This window comes from Helicobacter pylori, from assembly GCF_003637685.1.
Classification (GTDB): domain Bacteria; phylum Campylobacterota; class Campylobacteria; order Campylobacterales; family Helicobacteraceae; genus Helicobacter; species Helicobacter pylori_CJ.
Window position 1 is genome coordinate 19,730 of sequence record NZ_MVWW01000009.1, and the last position, 22,029, is coordinate 41,758.

General features: G+C 39.4%; 14 protein-coding genes and 2 pseudogenes. 2 read left to right on the plus strand and 14 right to left on the minus strand.

What is annotated here, in order from left to right; translation table 11 throughout:
• Positions 1-17: 17 nt before the first annotated feature.
• From waaA to glyS, 14 genes and pseudogenes are all read right to left on the minus strand, one after another.
• Positions 18-1,199, minus strand: a complete 1,182-nt coding sequence (gene waaA / locus EAL44_RS06730; RefSeq protein WP_121076125.1) for a lipid IV(A) 3-deoxy-D-manno-octulosonic acid transferase — start codon at positions 1,197-1,199, stop codon at positions 18-20.
• Positions 1,200-1,979 (minus strand): zinc ribbon domain-containing protein, encoded by a 780-nt coding sequence (locus tag EAL44_RS06735; RefSeq protein ID WP_121076130.1) that lies wholly within the window; start codon positions 1,977-1,979, stop codon positions 1,200-1,202.
• Between the two features lie 9 nt (positions 1,980-1,988).
• Positions 1,989-2,720: a GTP cyclohydrolase I gene (locus tag EAL44_RS06740; RefSeq protein WP_121076133.1), complete on the minus strand. Its 732-nt coding sequence runs from the start codon at positions 2,718-2,720 to the stop codon at positions 1,989-1,991.
• A 1-nt stretch (position 2,721) separates the two neighbouring features.
• Complete coding sequence (gene glyQ, locus EAL44_RS06745; protein WP_121076136.1) at positions 2,722-3,618, minus strand: glycine--tRNA ligase subunit alpha; 897 nt, start codon at positions 3,616-3,618, stop codon at positions 2,722-2,724.
• Between the two features lie 10 nt (positions 3,619-3,628).
• Positions 3,629-4,567, minus strand: coding sequence for an NAD(P)H-dependent glycerol-3-phosphate dehydrogenase (locus tag EAL44_RS06750; RefSeq protein WP_121076139.1), 939 nt, complete (start codon positions 4,565-4,567; stop codon positions 3,629-3,631).
• A 131-nt stretch (positions 4,568-4,698) separates the two neighbouring features.
• Positions 4,699-6,858: an acyl carrier protein gene (acpP, locus tag EAL44_RS06755; protein WP_121076142.1), complete on the minus strand. Its 2,160-nt coding sequence runs from the start codon at positions 6,856-6,858 to the stop codon at positions 4,699-4,701.
• Positions 6,855-9,199 (minus strand): annotated as a pseudogene (locus tag EAL44_RS07865) (dynamin family protein). The gene acpP and the pseudogene EAL44_RS07865 overlap by 4 nt, the downstream one beginning before the upstream one ends.
• 2 nt (positions 9,200-9,201) lie before the next feature.
• A pseudogene (locus EAL44_RS06770) lies at positions 9,202-10,848 on the minus strand (dynamin family protein).
• 316 nt (positions 10,849-11,164) lie between these two features.
• Complete coding sequence (locus EAL44_RS06775) at positions 11,165-11,452, minus strand: virulence factor (RefSeq protein ID WP_000271461.1); 288 nt, start codon at positions 11,450-11,452, stop codon at positions 11,165-11,167.
• A gap of 66 nt (positions 11,453-11,518) precedes the next feature.
• Entirely contained in the window at positions 11,519-11,800 is a 282-nt protein-coding gene (locus tag EAL44_RS06780; RefSeq protein ID WP_000880326.1) for a DUF3240 family protein, read from the minus strand.
• Positions 11,801-11,815: 15 nt separating this feature from the next.
• Positions 11,816-14,875, minus strand: a complete 3,060-nt coding sequence (locus tag EAL44_RS06785) for an efflux RND transporter permease subunit (RefSeq protein ID WP_162970399.1) — start codon at positions 14,873-14,875, stop codon at positions 11,816-11,818.
• The gene (locus tag EAL44_RS06790; protein WP_121076154.1) at positions 14,875-15,954 is read right to left on the minus strand and encodes an efflux RND transporter periplasmic adaptor subunit; all 1,080 of its coding nucleotides are present in this window, start codon (positions 15,952-15,954) and stop codon (positions 14,875-14,877) included. Before EAL44_RS06790 ends, EAL44_RS06785 begins: the two co-directional genes overlap by 1 nt.
• Entirely contained in the window at positions 15,951-17,249 is a 1,299-nt protein-coding gene (locus EAL44_RS06795; protein ID WP_162970397.1) for a TolC family protein, read from the minus strand. The genes EAL44_RS06790 and EAL44_RS06795 overlap by 4 nt, the downstream gene beginning before the upstream one ends.
• Positions 17,239-19,344, minus strand: a complete 2,106-nt coding sequence (glyS, locus tag EAL44_RS06800; RefSeq protein WP_121076196.1) for a glycine--tRNA ligase subunit beta — start codon at positions 19,342-19,344, stop codon at positions 17,239-17,241. Before glyS ends, EAL44_RS06795 begins: the two co-directional genes overlap by 11 nt.
• Positions 19,345-19,455: 111 nt before the next feature.
• Between glyS and EAL44_RS06805 the strand changes: the two genes are divergently transcribed.
• Entirely contained in the window at positions 19,456-20,538 is a 1,083-nt protein-coding gene (locus EAL44_RS06805) for a hypothetical protein (RefSeq protein ID WP_121076157.1), read from the plus strand.
• A gap of 11 nt (positions 20,539-20,549) precedes the next feature.
• Positions 20,550-22,025, plus strand: a complete 1,476-nt coding sequence (gene gpmI / locus EAL44_RS06810; RefSeq protein ID WP_121076159.1) for a 2,3-bisphosphoglycerate-independent phosphoglycerate mutase — start codon at positions 20,550-20,552, stop codon at positions 22,023-22,025.
• Positions 22,026-22,029: the final 4 nt, after the last annotated feature.

The following is a 22,029-nucleotide window of genomic DNA, read 5'->3' on the forward strand; positions in this document are numbered from 1 at the left end:
GTTTATCCTTTATTTTTTTAATGTTTGATGAATGCGAGCAATTCGTTTAAATCATGCCCATTTTCTAAAAAACGCGCCACGCCTAAATTTTTGTAATCTAAGAGAGCGTCTAACAGATCCTCTTTTGGAACGATTTTATAAGGCTTGACTAATTCAAACAACGCCACTTGGTTGAAAAGATGCTCCCCTGTGATTAGGCGCGTATTAAAAAACGCCGGCTCTAAAGGGTTATGCCCCCCCATTTTGACAAACGAACCCCCTAAAATGACAATATCAGCGATCGCATAGAAGTTATTCAATTCCCCCAAGCTATCCACTAACAAAATATCGCATTCCACAAAACCCTTTGAAGAAAAACACTCCAAACTAAAAGGCGTCGTTTTTAAGGTATTTTGCAATAAATCTTGCACGCTTTTAAAACGCTCGGGGTGGCGCGGCACGATAAAGAGCCTTGCGTTTTTAAAAGTCTTTTTCAATTCTAAAAACGCTTTTAACCCTAATTCCTCTTCGCTCTCATGCGTGCTGGCTAAAACAATGTTTAAAGCGCTTGGGTTTTTAGGGTAAAACGAAGTGATCACAGGCTTTGAAAAACGCTTGATATTCAAAAAATCCACCACTTTTTTAGCCCCTAGATTCAACAAGCGCTTTTGATCGTCCTTGCTTTGCGCTAAAATCAAATCAATGCGTTTGAATAAAAGCGCATAAAAGAAAGAAAAACGCTGGTACTTGGGGTAAGAGCGAACGCTGATCCTAGCGTTAATGAGCATGGTTTTTGCTCCTAATTTTTGAGCCGTATCAAACACATTAAACCACAATTCCGCTTCTGTAACCACCAAAGTTTTCAAGCGTTTTAAGTTTTTTTCCCATGCGAATAATAGGGTTTCAAAAGGCAGGTAACGCACTTCTATATGTTGAGAGTGCTGGTAAGTTTGAGCGGCTAATTCAAAGCCGGTATGAGTGGTAACGCTGATTAAAATCGGCTCTTTTAAAGCTTGAATGATCGGCTCTAAAGATTTGACCTCCCCATAAGAGCATGCATGAAACCAAAAAATCGGCTCGCTTTTTAAAAGATTGTCTTTGAGAAAAAAACGAGCCTTTAAAGAATGGCGGTATTTTTCTTTAAAACTCAAAAGCAAGATGAAAGGCGCACAAAAAAGATGCCCCAAAGTCAAACATAAAAGGTAGAAAAACTTAAACAATCAAACAGATTCTTGGCTTTCTTCTTGGCTTTCTTTTGGTTGGCTTTCTTTTGGAGGTTGAGCGTTACTTTCATGCACGCCCTCAGCGTATAAAATACGCCCGCAATACGGGCAAGTGATCATGTCCCCACTCGTTAGCACTTCAGTATAAATCTTATCGTTCAACCGAATAAAGCAACCCCCACAAGCCTGTTTTTTGATCGTTACGATGCTCGTGTTTTTCGCCCATCTTCTAATCCTTTCATAAAAGCTATAGATTTTAGGCTCGGTTTTTTCCACGAGTTCTTCTTTCTTTTTAAAGATGATCTGTTGGGTTTCTTTGATGTTTTTGACTTCGTTTTCCACTAAATTTTCCAATTCCAGCGCTAATTTTTCAAGCTCTAGCATTTCCTTTTTCAAAACTTCTTGTTTTTCGCTTTTGTGCTTGATTTCATTTTGCAGGTTTTCAATTTCTCTGTTGGCTTGACTGGATCGTTCTTTAGCAATATCTTCTTCAATGTTTAAAGAGCGCAACTCCCTTTCGGATTTAATCTCGCTCATTTTCTTTTGGATACTGGCGATTTTAGCGTTCGTGTCTTGTAAGGTTTGCTCGTTTTTAGAAACCTGTAATTTTAGGGCTAATTTTTCTTCTTCCAGATTCAAAATCGCTTTATTTTTAGCTTCTTTATCATTCAAGGCTTTATCCAAGTCTTTCCGTTTTTCTCTGATCAACGGCTCTAAAGAGTCAATTTCTTTATCCAAATGCGAAATTTCAATCAATTGTTTGAGGTGTGTGTTCATCGCTTTCCTTTAAATGATTTGCAAGGGGTTTTTAAAATTCTCTATTGTAACCAAATAATCAAAAGAATGCAAAATTTCAGCCACAATGAGCGCAAAACCCCTTTCGCTATAATAATGCGTGGCGTCAATCAAACTTATCCCTAAAGATTGAGCGATCATAGCGTCATGGTATTTCACATCGCCTGTAATCAAACAGCTTTGCGCTTTTAAAGAAGAAAACATGGACGCCCCCGATCCACACACAAACGCTAAATCTTTAATAATTTGAGAACTTTTGACACACGCTAATTGTCCCACCCCTAAAGAAGATTTAATCCTTTCTACAAGTGCATCAAATTCTATATTGGCGTTTTCTTTCACTAACATAAGGCCTTTTTCCATCAAGCCATCAAACCCTAAAAGCGCGCGTGCGAAATGCTTGTTTAAATGCGTTTTGTCAAAATTCGTGTGCATGCTGATGACTGAAATGTTTTTTTGGATTAGGATTTTTAAAATATTCCCCGGATAAGTCTCATAATTTAGCGTTTTTAAGGGCTTGAAAATTAAAGGGTGGTGCGTGATGATTAGGGCGTTTTGTGGCGCGTTTAGAGCGATTTGAAGCGTGATTTCTAAGCATGCGACAATCTCGCTAAATTCATGGTTTTCACTCCCCACATTCAACCCGCTATTATCCCACGATTCTTGGAGTTCAAAAGGCGAAAGGCGGCTCAAAACTGCCAACACTTCCTTAACTAACGCCATTTTAAGCCTTTGTTAGAGCGTTTTTCAGGCGCTCTTCTCTCTCTTCTTCTTGCTCTTTATAAAGAAGCGCACACCCTTTGGCTAAATCCCTGATTTGTAAAATATAATTTTGCCTTTCAGCCACCGAAATCGCTTTTCTGGCGTCTAAAATATTGAAAAAATGCGAGCATAGCATCACGAAATCATAAGCCGGTAATGGGAGCTTGTTTTTTAAGCAATGCAAGGCTTCGGCTTGGGCGTTTTTAAACATTTCTAATAGCCTTGTTACGCTCGCTATTTCAAAATGATACTTGCTGAATTCGTATTCGCTTTCTAAATGCACTTGCGCGTAACGCACGCTGTCATTATCCTTTTTAGCCCATTCAATCTCTAGGATATTTTCCACTTTTTGGACATACATCGCTAATCTTTCTAAGCCGTAAGTGATTTCCACAGGGATAGGGCTACAAGGAATGCCCCCCACTTGCTGGAAATAAGTGAATTGCGTAACCTCCATGCCATCAAGCCACACTTCCCAGCCAAGCCCCCATGCCCCTAAAGTCGGACTCTCCCAATTGTCTTCTACAAATCGTATATCATGTTCATTAAGGTTTATCCCTAACACTTCTAAGCTTTTTAAATACATTTCTTGGATATTAGAAGGGCTTGGCTTGATAACAACTTGGAATTGGTAATAACTCCCCAAGCGGTTAGGGTTTTCCCCATAGCGCCCATCAGTAGGCCTTCTAGAGGGCGCGACATACGCCACATTCCACGGCTTTTTATCCAAACTCCTTAAAAGCGTGGCCGGATGGAATGTCCCGGCTCCTGCAGGAATATCATAAGGCTGGATCACCAAACAGCCTTGATCTTTCCAATACTCTTGTAATTTTAATAATAAACTTGAAAAATCTTGCATGCTTTCTCCTTTAAGCGCGTCTGATCAAATCGTTCATGCTCTCTAGCACACTCTTACCCTTTAAAAGCAAGGCTAATTCGCTCGCAATGGGCGTGTAAATGCCGTATTTTCTAGCGATTTCCACAATGGCGTTGGTCGTTTTCACCCCCTCAGCCACTTCGCCCAATTCTTCTAAAACCACCTCTAAAGGCTTGTTTTGGGCTAGCCCCAAACCCACACGATAATTCCTAGATAAAATAGAATTAGCGGTTAAAAACAAATCCCCAGCCCCAGAAAGCCCCAAAAAAGTCTCTGTCTTGCCCCCAAAGAACGCCCCAAAGCGTTGCATTTCCACTAAACCTCTAGACAATAAACTCGCTTTAGCGCTATTGCCTAATTTCAAGCCATCACAAACCCCCCCCGCAATGGCTATCACATTTTTATATGCGCCAGCGATTTCACCCCCTATAATGTCTTGTTGGGCGTAGGCTCTGATAAAAGAGGGGGTTTTATTGGCAAATTCTAGCGCTAAAGCCTGATTATTAGAATGAATGACTAACGCGCAAGGCAGGCCTTGAATGATTTCAGCCGCAAAACTAGGACCCGCTAAAAAACACAAAGCGTTAGGATCGATAAAATCCTTTGCGATCTCGCTCACAAACGCCTTATTTAACACCTCTATCCCTTTAGAGGCGATTAAAACCTTAGCGTTTTTGGGTAAAGAAGCGTTTTGAAACCATTCCCTTAAGTGCTGCACGCTAATAGCGATCACATAGAGCGCTGCTTTTAAGCCTCTTTGTAAATCCACTTGCTCTATGGGGGCAGAACCTTTAGAAATTAAAGCGTCATTGAGCTTTTTTAACGGCTCGTTTAGATCGCGCCTTGAAATGATTTTCACTTCATTTTTTTCTCCAAAAGCAAAGGCTAAAGCCCTCCCCCACGCCCCGCCACCAAATATTGCAATTTCCATTAAATTCCTAATCTCATTGATTGTAAAACTCACCATTTTACAATAATAAGTTTAAAATAGCCCTTACATTCAAAACGCTGTCTTTGATTAAAACATATACATATTGAATAATATTTTAAAATTAAAAAGCGTTAAATTAGTTGTTTCTCAATATATCTCATTACATCGCCCACATTGACGATTTTTTCCGCTTGCTCATCAGGAATCTCAATGCCAAACTTTTCTTCTAACGCCATGATTAATTCCACGATATCTAAAGAGTCCACACCCAAATCCTTCACAAATTTCGCTTCTGGCGTAACTTGTGATACATCTATGTTCAACTGCTCAGCAATAACTGCCCGAATAGTTTCAAATAAATTCGTATCATTCGTATTGAAAGCTTTATTGTTATTTTGTGAATTTTTTGACCTCCTCCATTCCCGCAAATTATTTTGAAGCTTCTCATCGTTTAAATCAGATTGATAAACTTTCTCATCTCTTTCTTTAAATCTTTTAAGCCTTGACAAGTTTTTTAAAGAATAGTCTAGTTGGAGAAATTCATTATTGTAATCCATCAAATCTCTATATTTTTGGATCTCTTCTTCACTCAATTCATACCAATCCAAGAAAAACATGCACCGATCCCTAAAATACAACACCATTTTTTTGATCTCCTCAAACTCTCGGCGGTTTATTTCTTCCGGTGTGTTTTTTAAATCCCTCCACTCCCGCAAATCGTTTTGAAGCTCCTCATCGTTTAAGCACTCTTGATAGACATTGTTCTCTTCTTCTTTAAATTCCCTAAGCGTTTGCAAATTTTCTAAAGAGTAGTGCAGTTGGAGCAATTCATTAGTATAATCCACATTTTCGCTTTGCCCTTGAACATCTTCTTGGCTCAATTCATACCAATCCAAGTAAAACAAACTGTGATCCCTAAAATACAGCGCCATTTTTTTGATTTCTTCAAATTCTCTGTAGTTTGCCTCATCGTCCTCTTCGTCGTCGTTTTGTTCTTTGTATTTTTCAAAAGTGAAAGCGCTCACACGATCAAAAACCTTATCAATGCTTTCTTTAAACAAGTCAATCATTTCGTTCAATCGCGCTAAATTCTCTCTTTTGGATTGTTCTTGCTCAGAAAATTCGTTGTTGAGCGATTGAATTTTATTAAAAGTAGCATCGCTAAAATCATCAAAGCCTTTTTGCATCAAATCCAGTTTGACAGAATGCAAAGCCTTTTGGTAGCGTTTGAATCGGTTAGCGTCTTGCTTAATAGCCTTTTCATACATGGAATGCACCTCGTATAAAGATTCTAAAATTTCGTTTTGTTTCTCGCTCCTTTGATTTAACTTCATTAAAAATTCCTCAAGCGAGTTAAAAACTTTGCTTTTTTCGCTGAATTCTTTGTATTCTTGATACCTTGTAGCGCTGTAAGCGCCAATCCCTAAAAATTCAATGCCATTATTCTCTAAAGTCTCTTTAATTTGTTTAGCGACTTCTTCTAATTGGCTTTTGGTGCGCCTATCAGCCCTACTCAATACGATAAAAACCTGTTTGCCTTCTTCTTCGTATAATTCTTGCAAAAACTCTAAATCATCTTTATGAATATCCCCACGCTCGCAACTAATGAGCCATAAAATGTGTTTGGCGTGTTGTAGGGATTCTTTAGAGGCTTCTTTGTCCCCACCCGTATAGCCTTGATTGCCGTGGTTATAGCCAGGCGTGTCTATGAAGCACAAAAATTCAAAAGGCACGCTAGGAGCGCTCAAAAGCATGAAAGGCATGATTTCTTTCAAATTAAAGCCAAGGGATTTTAAAAACTGATGATCAAAAGCGAGATTAGGTAATTCCACCATGCCCCCATTTTGAGAAAACCCCATTAAAACTTCTCTTTGACCCTTTAAGCAATAAGTGGGGATAGCTGTGGTGGGATTCATGTCTTCAGGAAGTTTTAATTTCAAGCCCAACAAGTTGTTTAAAAAAGTGGATTTGCCCGCGCTAAACCCTCCCCCCACCGCAACAATGGTTTTTTGGAACAAACTAGGGTAGCCCGCTACCAATTGCAATTCTTTTTGGATTTCTTGAAGCATCAGTAACGCTATTTCCTTTTCTTTGAGCGAATCCACGCCGCTAGCGAACTCTAAAAACTCGTTATTTAAGATTTGCTGGTATTCTTCTAGCCCTTCATTGTTTGTTTTGGCGTTTAAAATACGAGCGATTAGATCGTAGCGTTCTTTTAACCCCTCTGTATTGTGGTGGTTTTCAGCCTTGCTATTATCACTAAAAATACCATTAAAAAAATTAATGCTCATTGGATCCCCTTTAAAGCGTGGATTTGTGCGTCTAATTGAGCGATGGATTGCTCTTTGTTTTGCACTTGATTGTGCAAATTTTGCATGTTTTCTTTAAGTTTTTGAAGCGTATCGCTGGCGAAATTTTGCCTTTCTAAAGTCTCTCTTAAAACTTGGATATAGCCTTTCACATCTTTTTTAGCCTCATCTTCAAAATCCCTCACATAATTCCCCACGCTTTGTATGAAAGCATTAGCTTCATCGCCTTTTAAAAAGCCTGTTTTCCCCCTTATCTCGCTAGGAAGCTTATCAGTGTAATCAAACTCTTTAAATTCAATGCGATCCAAGACAGCCATCACGCTTCTTTTGAAAGCCATCTCATCAATCAAATCATCAGAGATGATTTCGCACAATCGAGAAAAGACTTTAGCGTAGAGTTCTTTTTTGAAAACGACTTTAAAAGAACGAGCGCTGTCATTCAAAGCCCTTTCGCAGCTTTCATGCATCTCTGTCAAATAATCAAGCACCGCTCCGGCTTTAATGGTCATCACATCTCTTGTGTGCTCTACTTCCTCATAGCCCACATCATCATCAGCCCAAAACAAAAAATTCCTTTTAAAGCTCCCCCAAGCACCGCCTTGCTTCACTCTTTCAGTGTAACGCTCTGTTACTTCTTCCTCTTCTTTTCTAGTGCCCACCTTAGCCGTTTGGATAGCTTTCTTCAATGTTTCTTCCAATCTAACTCTAATATTGTTGATGAAATGCAAGATAAATTCTTCATACGCTTCCCTAAACTTCATTTCAATGTTACCAGAGAGTTTTTCATAAACCTCTATTTGTTTTTTGATAGCACTAATGTCAGCGCTTTTAACCCTCTTTTTTTCTTCTTCCAAATCTTGCAACAACTGCGTTATGAATGAATGGAGGTTGTTTGCTTGGTTCTCTGCATAATTTTGCAATTTTTGAGACATGATTTTTTCTTTCTCTTGGGCGGCTTTTTTAAACACTCTTCAATCGCGCCCATATTGCTTAAAAGGAGTAAGCTTTCTTTAGACTTATCATCGCTACTAAAAGCGTCAGGATAAAAATCTTTTAAATTCCGTAAGGCATTGTGATACTCTTCTGTTTTTTTATTTCTTTCCCAAGAAGCTTGGTTGTTAAAGTCTTTATACATGCTAAAGCAAGTCCCTGAAGCCAGAATGACGCCATTTTTTTTCGCATTTTCAAAAATCTCTTGTTGGTTGGGGTAATCTTTAATCAACGCTCCCATGATATTATTTAATGTAGATGAAAGGGATTTTTGCACGTTTTCTAAGGCTGTAGGGAGGTGTTGGCAAGATTTTTCCGCTACACTCATAGAGCCAACAGCGCTGTCGGCTTGGCTTGCCACAAAATAAATTTCTTGAGTGCCTTCTTTATTAGAAACCCTGTCAAATAAATCCATATCGCTACCCGTTAAAAACTGACTAGAAGGGCTTACAATAAACACCACATCGCAATCTTTCAATAAGGCTTTGGTGCGCTCTTCTCTTGAGACAATCGGATCGTTCACTCCCGGGGTGTCAATCACTTCCAAATCTTTAAGATTGGGGTTATTCAAAGAAATTTGCACCGCTTTAGTGTAGGGCATATACTTCCCGTCCGCGCCCACGAATTGGAGCAATTTTTGATTCAGCTCTTGTAAGCTGTTGGCTTGAATGCGCGGATCTAATTTTTCCGTGTTGAGCAAACCGCTTTGTTTCATCTTTCCGTATTGATCGTATGATGAAACGAGCCTCGTATCCTTTTCTAACTCGCTTTTAGCGATCCTTTCAGCCCTTTTTACTATTTCTTCATCGCTTAAAACCCTCTCTTTGGGTGCTTCTTCGCTTTTGTTTCTGCCAAACGCTTTGCCAAAATTCTTAAATCCCTCTTTAGCTCTGTTTGAAAGACTTTGTTTTTCTTTTTGTTTGTTGACTTCTTCATCAACAATTTTGTCAAACTCCCTTACATACCTTTCATGTTCGTTTTTAAGCTCTGCAATATCCTTTTGGCTATAAAACTCCACTTCAGCGCTCATGGTCTCGGCGTATTTTAAAATGGTAAGGCTAGCGGTCATGGGCGTTGCCGCTTTGGGTAAAACCTCTACACCTTCAAAAATCAAAGCGTTTAAGAGCGAGCTTTTACCCGCTTTCACGCGCCCGATGATACCGACTTTAAGATCCCTACCTTCAGCCTGCATTTCTTTTAGCGTTTTCTCTAACTCTTCGGTTTTGATCACAGCGTTTTCGCTGATAAAAGGCCTCGCTCTTTCTTGCAAGCCTTGTTCTTGTAGCGTTTTTTCAATTAGAGTGCTTTTTTTGATGAGTTCTTGAGCGTTCATTATTAATCCTTTAAATATTGTTGTTCTAGATCGCTTAAAGCGTTGATCTTGTTTTCTAAGATTTGTTTTTGATTTTCTAGATCGTTTAGGTGTTTTTCTTTTTCTTTTTGAGCGAGCGCGATTTCTTGTTTTTTATGCGTGATTTCCAGTTCGCACCGATCTTTTAAACCTTTTAGGGAATTTTCCAAGCATTCATTAAACAAGCCCGGTAAAACTTTTTTAAGGTTGTATTGAACCTCTGGTATCACTTTTGCTTCAATCAGATTTTCTAATTTCGCCCGCTCTTTTTCCTCGTTTCTAAAGAATGAAGCGATGATATTAGGCAACAAAGTCAATAAATCTTTTAAAAGAGGTTTTAACCCTTGCAAGATCAGCGCGAAGGGTCTTGTAACCGGATTCTTGGCTAAGATCACGCTTAAAGCATTGATCCCTAATTCAAGGCCATGCTCTAAATTTACAGAAAAACCGCTAGAAAGCTACGTGTTGTTCAAGCTTGCAAATTCCGCGCAAAAATCTTTTGAAAAAGAAAGGTTGATCTTTTCAATCTCTAATTTAGCGTTTTTGATCAAGCTTTGTTGCATGATGCTTTCTATTTCGCTATTGAACTCGTTAGGCTTGTTGATTAAAGAGGCTAAATAGGATTTTTGCTCCCTGACCTCTTCTACTACTTTTTTAACCACCGATCCCACAGCCACGCTAGAATATTCTTCTTCTAAATTAGCCCTTAATTTTTCATAGGTTTTTTCAATGTCTTTAACGCCCAAATCCAACGCTTGTATTTCTTCTAACGCCTTTTCTTTAGAGTAATCAAAGCTTTCCATCACGCTTTTTAGGCTGTTTTGTAACTGGGAATTTAAAAATTTCAATCGTTTCAAATACAAAGCGCTAAAAAGCTTTTCAGCGTCTATTTTGTCCGCTACCTCTAAAAGAGCGTTATTGTCTTTATTGGAATGGATAAGGCGCGTTGTCAAATCAAGGTGATCTTGGATTTGATCTTCAATATAATGAGAAATCTCTTCCACTTGCGAGGGCGTCCTTAAATTCGTTTTACTCAAAATAAAGCTAAGACCCTTATCAAACTCTAAAAGATTTTTCAACTCCCTAACCATGCGTTTAGTGAGGTTGCCCTCTTCTACGCTTGTGAGAATGACAAAATGCACGCCCCTTTCTAAATATTCCAAAATGGCATGGGTGTGGTTTGAATTAGGGCTATCAAACCCCGGCATATCCACAAACACTAAGGGCGCGCTATCTTTTAGGGCTTCATTATTCAAATAAACCTTAAGGTAGGAATACTTAGCCGCGTTGTCTTTAATGACTTCAAAACTTTGCTCATTCAGTTCAAAACTCTCTGCTTTTTCATCATTGTTTGAAAAAGCCTCTATGCGTTCATTCGCGCTATAGTGCAACTCAGTGGCTAAAGAAGTCTCTGGCGTGATAGCCGTAGGCAAAACGCTACTGCCTAAAAAGCGGTTTAACAGCGTGCTTTTGCCTGCGCTAAAATTCCCCACAACGGGTATGATAAGCTGTTGTTTTTGAGCACTTTCTAAAAGCGTGAAGCATTCTGTTTTATCAATCTCCACTTCTTTTAAAACTTCTAAAACCTGTTCTAAAAACTTTACAAAATTCGTCTGTGCACGTAAAGACATCATCAATCCTTTATATTAAAATTTAAATAAAACGCAAAAATCCCCAAAAACGGATAGGGCTGTATGGAATTTATATTTTTATGTGGGTATGGGTTTATATGGGGGTGAAAAGATAAAACGGCTGACTAGAGAGAGAGAAAGCGAATTTTTAAGAATAAAAACCATTACAAGCTCCTAACACCATTTAATGGTGGGTATTATACTTGATTTTTACGGATTAGACTCAATCAATATTGAAAAATGAATGATTTTTGATTGCGTCAAATAGCGTGAGATCCTCTTGTCTTGTTTGTCAAAACTCGCAAGTAAGCCATGCTTATAGAACGATTTTAATAGCCGGCATCAAATCGTTGTTTTCTTCTATTTTTAACATTCTGACATCTTTAACACAATCCGCAAAACATGGTATTTGTTTGGCTAGAATTTGCACCGTAGCGACGCAAGTAACAGCGTTGATGGTCTCATCGCCAAAATACACGCTACCTTGTTGCCATTTAAAGCCGTGTTGTTCCATGAACTTACGAATATCAGAATAAACTTTTGACAGATTCACTCCGTTTTCATTCAAGCAATTGGTGTCAAGATCAAAAGTTACAGCATACATCTTAGCTCCTTTATTGGTGTTATAGCATATTTTTACTTAGAATTTCGTTTGGTTAATGCATGCGTTTTACAACCCATGCGTTTGAGAATAAAACAATTTCATTTCTTTAGAAGCGAACTGGTTTTTTAACGCTTGGGCTAGAGGTAAAGCGACTTCCTCGCTTAAAAAAAGCTTGAATTTAGCGTAGTCTTTACGCCCGCTCACCTGTTCTTTTTGGCTTAAAAGCAGCGAAGAAGCGGCGTATTTATAGCATTCCACATAAAAAAAATCATCAAAGCCTTTTTCAAACAAATAATCTATTAAAGCGTCTTTCAAACAAATATCAATATAAATTTCTAAAGCCAGCATGCGAAATCCCTTAATTCAAACGATTTTAATCTTTTTAGCGATGAGCATGAACATGGGTGGCAGTAAGAGTAAGGTTAGAGCGCTTGAGGTAACCAAACCTCCAAGCACCACGATCGCTAAAGGTTTTTGGACTTCGGATCCCACGCTATGAGAAAATAATAAAGGTATCAAGCCCAAACCGGCAATGCAAGCGGTCATTAAAACCGGCCTTAAACGCCTTTTAGCGCCCAACAAAACGCATTCTTCTACGCTTTTTCCTTGCAAGAGAAGCTCTTTAAAATAACCTATCATCACCACGCCATTTAAAACCGCAATCCCAAAAAGAGCGATAAAGCCCACGCTCGCTGGCACTGAAATATACTCCCCTACCGCAAACAACGCAATAAGCCCTCCGGTAACTGCAAAAGGGATATTCAAAAGAATGAGCAAGGCTAAAGGAATGCTTTTAAAAGTGAAAAAAAGAATGAAAAAAATCGCTAAGATGCTTAAAGGGATAACGGTGGAAAGCCTTTTATTAGCCCGTTGCTGGTTTTCAAACTGCCCCCCATAAGTGATATAGTAGCTAGGGGGGAGTTTGACGTTTTGAGCGATCACTTTTTTAGCCTCTTCTACAAAAGAATTCAAATCGCGCCCCACCACATTACTGCGAACCACGCTCATGCGCCTTGAATCTTCGCGCACGATAGAAACAGGGCCATCCACTTCTTCAATCTTAGCGATAGAAGTGATAGGCACTAAAACGCCATATTTTGAAGTCAAGGCCAAGCTTTTAATCTTTGTGATAGAGCTTGCAAAATCGCTTTCTTGGCGGATCATCACCGGCGTGCGTGAAATCCCTGTAGGGATCACATCCACGATCAAACCCTCTAAAGCGGATTTTAAAAACTTGGAAAATTCATCGCTACTGATCCCCACATTCGCCATCGCTTCTTTATTAGGGGTTACATACAAATAATTCACGCCCTCATTGAGCGTGGTTAAAACCTCACTAGAGCCTTTAATCCCTTTTAAAACTTGCGCGATTTGAAAACTCAATTCGTTTAAGGCGCTAATATCATCTCCAAAAATCTTAACCGCTAAATCCCCCCTAACCCCTGTCAGCATTTCAGAAATCCTCATTTCAATGGGTTGGGTGAAAGAAAAGTTAATCCCCTTAAAGTCTTTTAAAGAATCCATGATTTTTTCTAATAATCCATCTTTAGTTTTCACGCTCCATTCTTTTTTAGGGATAAAGGAAATAAAAGTATCGGTTTGATTCAATCCCCCCAAATCCAGCCCCAATTCATCGCTCCCTGTGCGCGCGACAATGCTTTTAACTTCCTTGACATGCTTTTTAATCGCGCTCTCAATGTTTAACATGAGATCTCTAGATTGATCTAAAGAAATAGAAGGGGTGGTTTCCACGCTCAAAACCACATCGCCCTCATCTAAAGCGGGCATGAAATTCTTCCCCACAAAAGGGAATAAAGAAAGGCTCGCCACTAAAAAAACAAACGCTCCTAAAATCACTTTTTTAGGGTTACGCACAAAAAATTCCAATAAAGGGGCGTAAATTCTGTTTAAAAACCTCGTTAAAAAGGTTTCGCTATGGGGCGTGGCTTTTAAAACAAGAGAGCTGACTACAGGAATGATCGTGATGGATAAAACTAAAGTGCCTAAAAGCGCATACACAATGCTTTGCGCTAAAGGCCTAAACATCTTGCCCTCTAACCCCTGCAAGGTCAAAATCGGCACAAAAAACACAATGATGATCACCACCCCACTCACCACTGAAACAGCGATTTCTTTACAAGAGCGATAGATCGCATGGAGTTTAGTGGTTTTGGTGTTGGCGCTCAATTTTTCAAAAGCGTTTTCCACCACCACCACGGCTGAATCAATGAGCATGCCTATAGCAATAATCAACCCCCCTAAGCTCATCAAATTTAAAGTCAGATCGCTAGTCTTAATAAAAATAAACGCCACGGACAAGCTTAAGGGTAAAATCACCCCCACAGCCACGCTCGCCCTCAAATTCCCTAAAAATAAAAAGAGCGTGATGATGATTAAAACAACGGCTTCAATGAGCGTTTTAGAAACGGTGGCAATGGCTTTTTGCGTGAATTCAGAGCGATCATAAAAAACATTAATGGACACGCCGCTCGGTAAAAAGGGTTTTAATTCTTCTAGTTTTTGATACACTTGAGTGATGATTTCTTTGGTGTTAGCGTCTTTTAAAGAAAGCACCAAGCCCTCTGTGGTCTCGCCCACGCCATCTTTAGTAACAAACCCTAAGCGGGTGCGAGACTGGCTGATGACTTTCGCAAAATCCTTAATGTGCAAATGCCCTAAATTCGTGGAAACGGTGATTTTGCCAATGTCTTCTAAACTCAAAGAAGCGGTTTGGATTTTGACTAAAAAGGTTTCGCCATCTCTATCCACGCGCCCCGCTCCGCTGTTTCTTAAATTCACTCTCACAGCCGATTCTAAATCAGAAATGCTCACCCCAAGCCTTGCCATATCGTTAAAATCCGGCACGATCACAAACGCCCTGCTAAAGCCTCCAATAGAATTGACATCCGCCACACCGCTAATCATTCTCAATTGCGGGCGGATCACAAAGTCTAAAAGCTGTCGTTTTTCTATCTCGGTGATATTGCCATCAATGGTGAACATAAAAATGTCTGATAGCGGCGTAACAATGGGTGCCATGCCCCCTTCAACCCCCACGGGTAAATCTTTCATCACGCTGCTCAAGCGCTCATTAACAATGTTTCTCGCTAAATAAATATCCACGCTGTCATCAAAATCTATCGTAATATCTGAAATAGAATATTTTGAAATACTTCTTAAAGATTTTTGCCCCTTCAAGCCTAAAAGCTCCAATTCTAAAGGGCGCACGATGTTGTTTTCCATTTCTTCAGGGCTAGAGCCAGGGAGTTTTAAAATGATTTTAACTTGAGTGGGCGAAATATCCGGGAAAGCGTCTACTGGAGTGTTGATAAAACTATAAGTCCCAAAAAACAGCGTAAGAATCGCGCAAACAATCACAATCACCCGCTGGCGTAAGGAAAATTCAATGATAGAAGCGAGCATCATTCTTCCCCTAAATTGTTGATCATGCCTTTTAACCCTATCAATGACCCCACTGCCACACTGTCATTGGGGTGTAAATTTTTAGCGTTCACGATAAAAATCTTGCTGCGCTCTTCTAAAACTTGAACCACCACAGGCCTAAAACCTTTAGGCGTCCTCACAAACACTAAGTAATCTTTCCCATTCCTTATTAAGGCGTTTGAAGGGATTAAAACGGAGTCTTTGGGTTGAGAGCCTTGAATATACATTTCTACCATTTCCCCCACATGGTAATTGCCCTCATCCAATAAGGCGGTGGCTAAAATCGTGTTAGAGCCTTTGTCTAACACCACCGAAACGCTTTGGATTTTCCCGATTTTTTCCCCCTCTTCATTATAGACCGGTGAATCCCTTTTAATGGATTTAGAAACGCCTACAGGCAATTTGATTTGAGCGATCAAATCATCGCTTTTTGAAATACGCACATAGCTAGTGAAAGCTAAAATCTTCTCGCCCACATTTTTAGGCGCTAACGCTAAAAGACCGCTGTCTCTAGCCACAATCCTAAAACCATACTGCCCTTTAGGGTTTTTGGGATCCACGCCAAAGCTTTTAAAAGTGGATTCTAGTTGATTGACTTTTAAGCCCATTTCTTCACTGGTTAGAAAGCTCGTTTGATACTCCCTTTTAGGGATCACCCCAGCCTTATAAAGCTCTAAATCTTTTTTAGTAATATCTTTAGCGATTTTTAATTTATTTTGGTTGTTTTGTAATTCAAAATACAAATTGCTCAAATCAATGGAGCTCACTTCACAGATCGCATCTCCAGCCTTCACCTGCTCGCCCTCTCTTTTATAAACAGCGACCACAGACGCATCAAAACTCAAGCTCTGCACCACAGAACTTTTACTATCAAAATCAATATAAGCGTTAAAAGGAAGCCCTTTACTGAAAATCTCTTTATCTAATTTAATCACCTTTAACCCCATGGGTTGCAAGTTTTTTTCTTCTAAAACAATTTCTGGATACTCTTTAGCCTTTAAAGAAACACCCATTGAAAAAACGCCCATTAACATAAGCCACCATAACGCCCGCTTCAATGCAATTCTCCTAATCTGGTCAAACTCTCCCCTAAAGTCTCTTCTAAAAGCGCGCTAATATCAATGTATTCAATCTTGGCTTCCGCTAGAGTGATGAGAGCGTCCATGTAAGAATTTTGATAAATCAAGTATTCAAAAAGCCCGATTTTTTGGGCTTCATAAGCGATGCGCCCCATTTCCATCAAACGCTTCTTATTGGCAATGGCTTCTTTTTGGGTTTCAATGTATGCTTCTTTGGTTTTGAGCTGGTTTAAGTAGGAATTGGCGTTAATTCTAATGTTTCGTTTCATCACTTCATTTTGCGCGAGCGTCCCGCTTTGCAAATCCAAGAATTTACGCTTTTGATAGATATTTTTAGGCGTTACCGGCAAAGGGATACGCACTTCCACGGAAAGATTGGTAGAAGAGTTATAGCTTTCAGAACCAATCCCAAATTCAAATGCATTAAACACGTCTCTATTAGCCAATTTCGCATTCACCTGATAATCTTTAGCCGTTAGATCCAAAATATCCACATACAACGAGCGATCCAATTTGAACTTTAAAGCTTCAGGCTCTAATCGCACGTATTCAAAATCCAAACCGATCACCTTGACATCATGCAAATGATCTAAATAAGTGTCAAAATGCGCCCCCTCTTTGACCGGCTCCACAATCGCAAGCATCGTGTCTAGCATTTTTTCTAAATCTATGAGTTTGGTTTCCACATTGGTTTTAGCGAGTTTGGATTCCAAATAAGAATTATTGAAGTTGATATAATCTTTTTCGCTCATGCTGCCGGCTTTGACTTTTTCTTTGGCGATTTTGAGCTGCGAATAAAAGTTCGCTTCCCGTTGCGCATACACCTGATACTTTTCTTTAGTCATCACATAAGTCAAATACAAGCGTTTAGCGCCAATAAAAGCGAGATTTTTATTCAATTGATAGCTTTTATCGTATTGAATGGTTTTAATAGAAAGGCTTTTGGATAAAAGCGAGCTCACCCATGGGAGCTTAGGTCTTACCATTAAAAGGGTTCTGGGCTGCGCTTCTACAATGCCTTGGAAGTTTTTCACCATAGAAGTTTCATTATAAATATAGGGGAAATCCCAAGCGTTCACGGAGCGTTGCTCATTCAAACGGCTTTTAAAATCGGCTTTTTTGCCGATCAGCTCCATTGAATTAATTTCTACTTCTTTAAAAAACTCTTGTAGGGTAAAGATTTTAGCGCTAAGCATGCCCACACTAAACATGCTCATTAAAAAAGTTACCCCCAAAAAACGCTGGATTTTGCGTTTGACAGCATTAAATCGCAATTTCTTTAATATCCCCAATTTCTAAGAAACTTTGATACACGCCCCACAAGAAATTTTTACGATTTTTTTGGATTTCTATATCTTTATCCATGACTAGCACGCTTTTAAAATACTCTTCTAAAGGTGCATGCAAACCAAAATAAGCCTCTATTTTGCTATCCAAACTCTCAAAAGCGCTCATTTTGATCGCGTTGAACGCTTCAAAAAGGGCATGCTCTTGCGATTCTTTGAAAAGACTCGTGGAAAACCCGCTTGATTCGTTAGGGTTTCTGTCTTTATTGATATTGGCTAGGCGTTTGAAAGCACTAAAAAGCAACTCTTTTTTTTGAGCGTTCTTAGGATCGTCTAAAAAGCGTTTTAAGGCTTTGACTTTTTGAATGATTTTAACAATGTCTCTCTCGTTGGTGTTTAACACGCTCCTTATAATAGAGGGGTTGCAATCTATTAAATTATGAAAGCGCTCCAGTAAAAACTTCTCTAAAATCTCTAAATCAAAGCTCTGATAAACGCCCACTTTTTCAAAGAGGTTTTTTAAATCCGCTTTCAAATCAAATTCTAACCCGTAATGTGCGATGATTTTCAATAATCCAAAACTCAAGCGCCTTAAAGCAAAAGGATCTTTAGAACCGCTAGGGATTTTACCCACGCTAAAAAGAGAAAACAGGCTGTCTAATTTCAAGCTCAAAGCCACGATCGCGCTAAAAACACTAGAGGGCAAGGGGGCGTTTTCGCTTGCGGGCAAATACTGCTCTTTCACACTCAAAGCGACTAACTCGTTTTCGTTTTGTTTCAAAGCGTAGTAATAGCCCATGATCCCTTGAAGCTCGCTAAATTCATACACCACTTCACTGAGTAAATCCGCTTTAGCGATTTGAACGGCTCTTTTAACCAACTCAAGGGCTTTTTCTAAAGGCATGTTTAAAGATGAAATATATTTTTGCGTCAAGTATTGGGCGATGATTGATTCGTGCTCCATTTTATCTTTTAAAGTCCCTAAACCTTGCACAAAAACCACGCTCTCTAAAGGGGCGTTATCTAGGGGCTTTTTAAGATCGTTTTCATAAAAGAAAACCGCATCGCTCAAGCGGGCTTTTAAAACCTTTTGATTGCCTAAAATGATTTTTTGCTTGTCTTTATTGATAGCGTTACTCACCACAATAAAGCCGTTGTGTAATGTTGGGCTTTCTTCTTGGCTTTTTTGACAAAAGGTTGCAAAATAGCGCTGGTTTTCTTTCATGGAAGTGGTGATGATTTCACTGGGTAATTTTAAAAACGCCTTGTCAAACTCCCCTAAAAGCGCACTGGGGTATTCCGTGATCGCTACAACTTCATCTAACAGATCCCTATCAATTTCTACGATAATGTGATGTTTTGTTTCTAGCTCTTTAATTTCTTGCAAGATTTTAGCTTCGCGCTTTTTAGGGTCTAAAATGACATGGTTTTTTTCTAAAACTTCAAAATACGCTTTAGGGCTATGCACTTCAATAAAATCAAAGCCCTCTTGTCGGTGCGCTTTGGTGGCTTGCTTGGTTTTAAAACCATACTCTTTGATTTCAATATCGTTAAAATTTTCCCCATTAAACAACACGCAAATATTATGAATGGGTCTGATAAAGCTTTTTTCCACATTGCCCCAACGCATAGACTTCCCAAAATTCAAACCCTCTAAAAACTCTAACACAATGGGCATGACTAGATCTTTTGTAGGCTCTTTGGCGTGGATTTTAGCGTGATAAAGCACTTCTTTATTGTTTTTAAACGCTGTTTGGAAATTTTGGGGATCCTTTAGTCCTAATTTTTGATAAAACCCTAAACCTAGTGCGTTCAACCCTTGCGTTTTATCTTGGTGATTGCATGCGATTCCAACAGGAGGCCCAAAAAATTCCTCTTTAGTTTCTTGCGTTAAAAGAGGAAAGTCTTTGATGAACAAACACAAGCGCCTAGGGGTGTAAAAAACCTCTATAGTTCCCGCTTCTAAAGCGCATTTTTGAAAAAGAGCGTGGAGTTTTTTAGGCATTTCTTTATATTCATTCAATAACACTTGCGCGGGCAATTCTTCAACTAAAATCTCTACTAACAATTCATCTGAATGCAAAATCTCAATTCTCCCTAAAAACAAAATCACTTTTAAGACTAAATCATGTTAGAATTATACTTGAATTTATTTTTAGTTTAGTTTATTTTTTAAATACAAAAGGTAGGCGTTTTGAAACATTTAACCCCACTCACTCACACCCTTTTTAAAGCCTTATGGCTAGGTGCGGCATTAAGCGTATCTTTAAGCTTAGTGGCAGCAGAAAGCCCCACTAAAACAGAGCCTAAGCCCGCTAAGGGGGTTAAAAACAAGCCCAAATCGCCCGTTACTAAAGTCATGATGACCAATTGCGACAACCTTAAAGACTTTAACGCTAAGCAAAAAGAAGTCTTAAAAGTCGCCTATCAATTCGGCTCTAAAGAAAATTTAGGCTATGAAATGGCAGGCATCGCATGGAAAGAATCATGCGCAGGGGTTTATAAAATCAATTTTTCCGATCCGAGTGCAGGCATCTATCATGCGTATATCCCTAGCGTTTTAAAAAGCTATGGGCATAATGATAGCCCCTTTTTGCGTAATGTGATGGGGGAATTGCTCATTAAAGACGATGCGTTTGCTTCTGAAGTGGCCCTAAAAGAGTTGCTCTATTGGAAAACGCGCTACCATGACAATCTAAAAGACATGATCAAATCTTACAACAAGGGCAGTCGTTGGGAAAAAAACGAGAAGTCTAACGCCGAAGCTGAAAAATATTATGAAGAGATACAAGACAGGATCAGGCGTTTGAAAGAATCTAAAATCTTTGATTCGCAGTCTGGTAATGACCAAGAATTGCAAAAAAGCGCTAATAGTAACTTGGATTTAGACCCTATCGGCAACGCCATGCCCCAAACTTTAGCCACCCAAAAATCTCAAATAGAAAAATCTCAAATAGAGGAAACTCAAGCAGAAAAACCCCAAGAAATGAAAGAGGCAACTAGCGAGCCAATAGCTAGCAAGCCAGAAAAAGCAAAAGATAAACCCATGTATTTGGCTCAAATCAATAGCACTGATTTCACACCCGCTAAAAAAAGCCCAAAAAAACCGGCTAAAGCGAGTCCAAAACGCTTCTCCAAAAATAATATAAATAATGTAAAAAATCACACTAAAACCGCTTCCAAAAATTCCAAAAGTAAAGAAGTGTGCAAAAATTGCTCTCCAGGGCAAAGGAATGCGATTTTAGCTAACCACATCACTCTCATGCAAGAGCTTTAAAAGTCTGAAAAATGGCACAAAAAACTCTTTTGATTATCACTGATGGCATTGGGTATCGTAAAGATAGCGATCATAACGCTTTCTTCCATGCCAAAAAACCCACTTATGATTTGATGTTTAAAACCTTGCCTTATAGCCTGATTGATACGCATGGCTTGAGCGTGGGCTTACCTAAGGGGCAAATGGGAAATTCTGAAGTGGGGCATATGTGTATTGGGGCTGGTAGGGTGCTCTATCAGGATTTAGTCAAAATTTCTTTAAGCCTTCAAAACGATGGGTTAAAAAACAACCCCGCTTTTTTAAACACGATCCAAAAAAGCTCTGTGGTGCATCTTATGGGTTTGATGAGCGATGGGGGCGTGCATTCACACATTGAGCATTTTATCGTTCTGGCTTTGGAGTGTGAAAAATCCCATAAAAAAGTCTTTCTGCATTTAATTACCGATGGGCGCGATGTCGCTCCTAAAAGCGCTTTAACTTATTTAAAACAAATGCAAAATATCTGCAATGAAAACATTCAAATCGCTACCATAGGTGGTCGTTTTTATGCGATGGATAGGGATAATCGCTTTGAAAGGATTGAGCTTGCGTATCATAGTTTAATGGGGCTTAACCACACGCCTTTAAGCCCTAGCGAATATATCCAAAGCCAATACGATAAAAATATCACCGATGAATTTATCATGCCCGCTTGTTTTAAAGATTATTGCGGCATGCAAGATGATGAAAGCTTTATTTTTATCAATTTCAGGAACGATAGGGCTAGAGAAATCGTGAGCGCTTTAGGCCAAAAAGAATTTAGCGGCTTTAAGCGCCAAGCTTTTAAAAACCTCCATATCGCTACCATGACGCCTTATGATAACACCTTCCCCTACCCTGTTTTATTCCCCAAAGAAAGCGTTCAAAACACGCTCGCTGAAGTGGTTTCTCAACACAACTTGACCCAAAGCCATATCGCTGAGACTGAAAAATACGCGCATGTAACCTTTTTCATCAATGGCGGAGTGGAGACGCCTTTTAAAAATGAAAACCGGGTGCTTATCCAAAGCCCAAAAGTTACCACTTATGACTTAAAGCCTGAAATGAGCGCTAAAGAAGTAACCCTTGCGGTGTTGGAGCAAATGAGATTAGGCACGGATTTGATCATTGTGAATTTTGCTAATGGCGACATGGTGGGGCATACGGGGAATTTTGAAGCGAGTATTAAAGCGGTAGAAGCAGTGGATGCATGCTTAGGGGAAATCCTTTCATTGGCTAAAGAATTGGATTACGCCATGCTTTTAACAAGCGATCATGGGAATTGCGAACGCATGAAAGATGAAAACCAAAACCCCTTAACCAACCACACCGCCGGGAGCGTGTATTGCTTTGTTTTAGGGAATGGAGTCAAATTCATAAAAAACGGAGCGTTGAACAATATCGCTAGCAGCGTGTTAAAGCTCATGGGCATCAAAGCCCCAGCAACGATGGACGAACCCCTATTTTAAACTA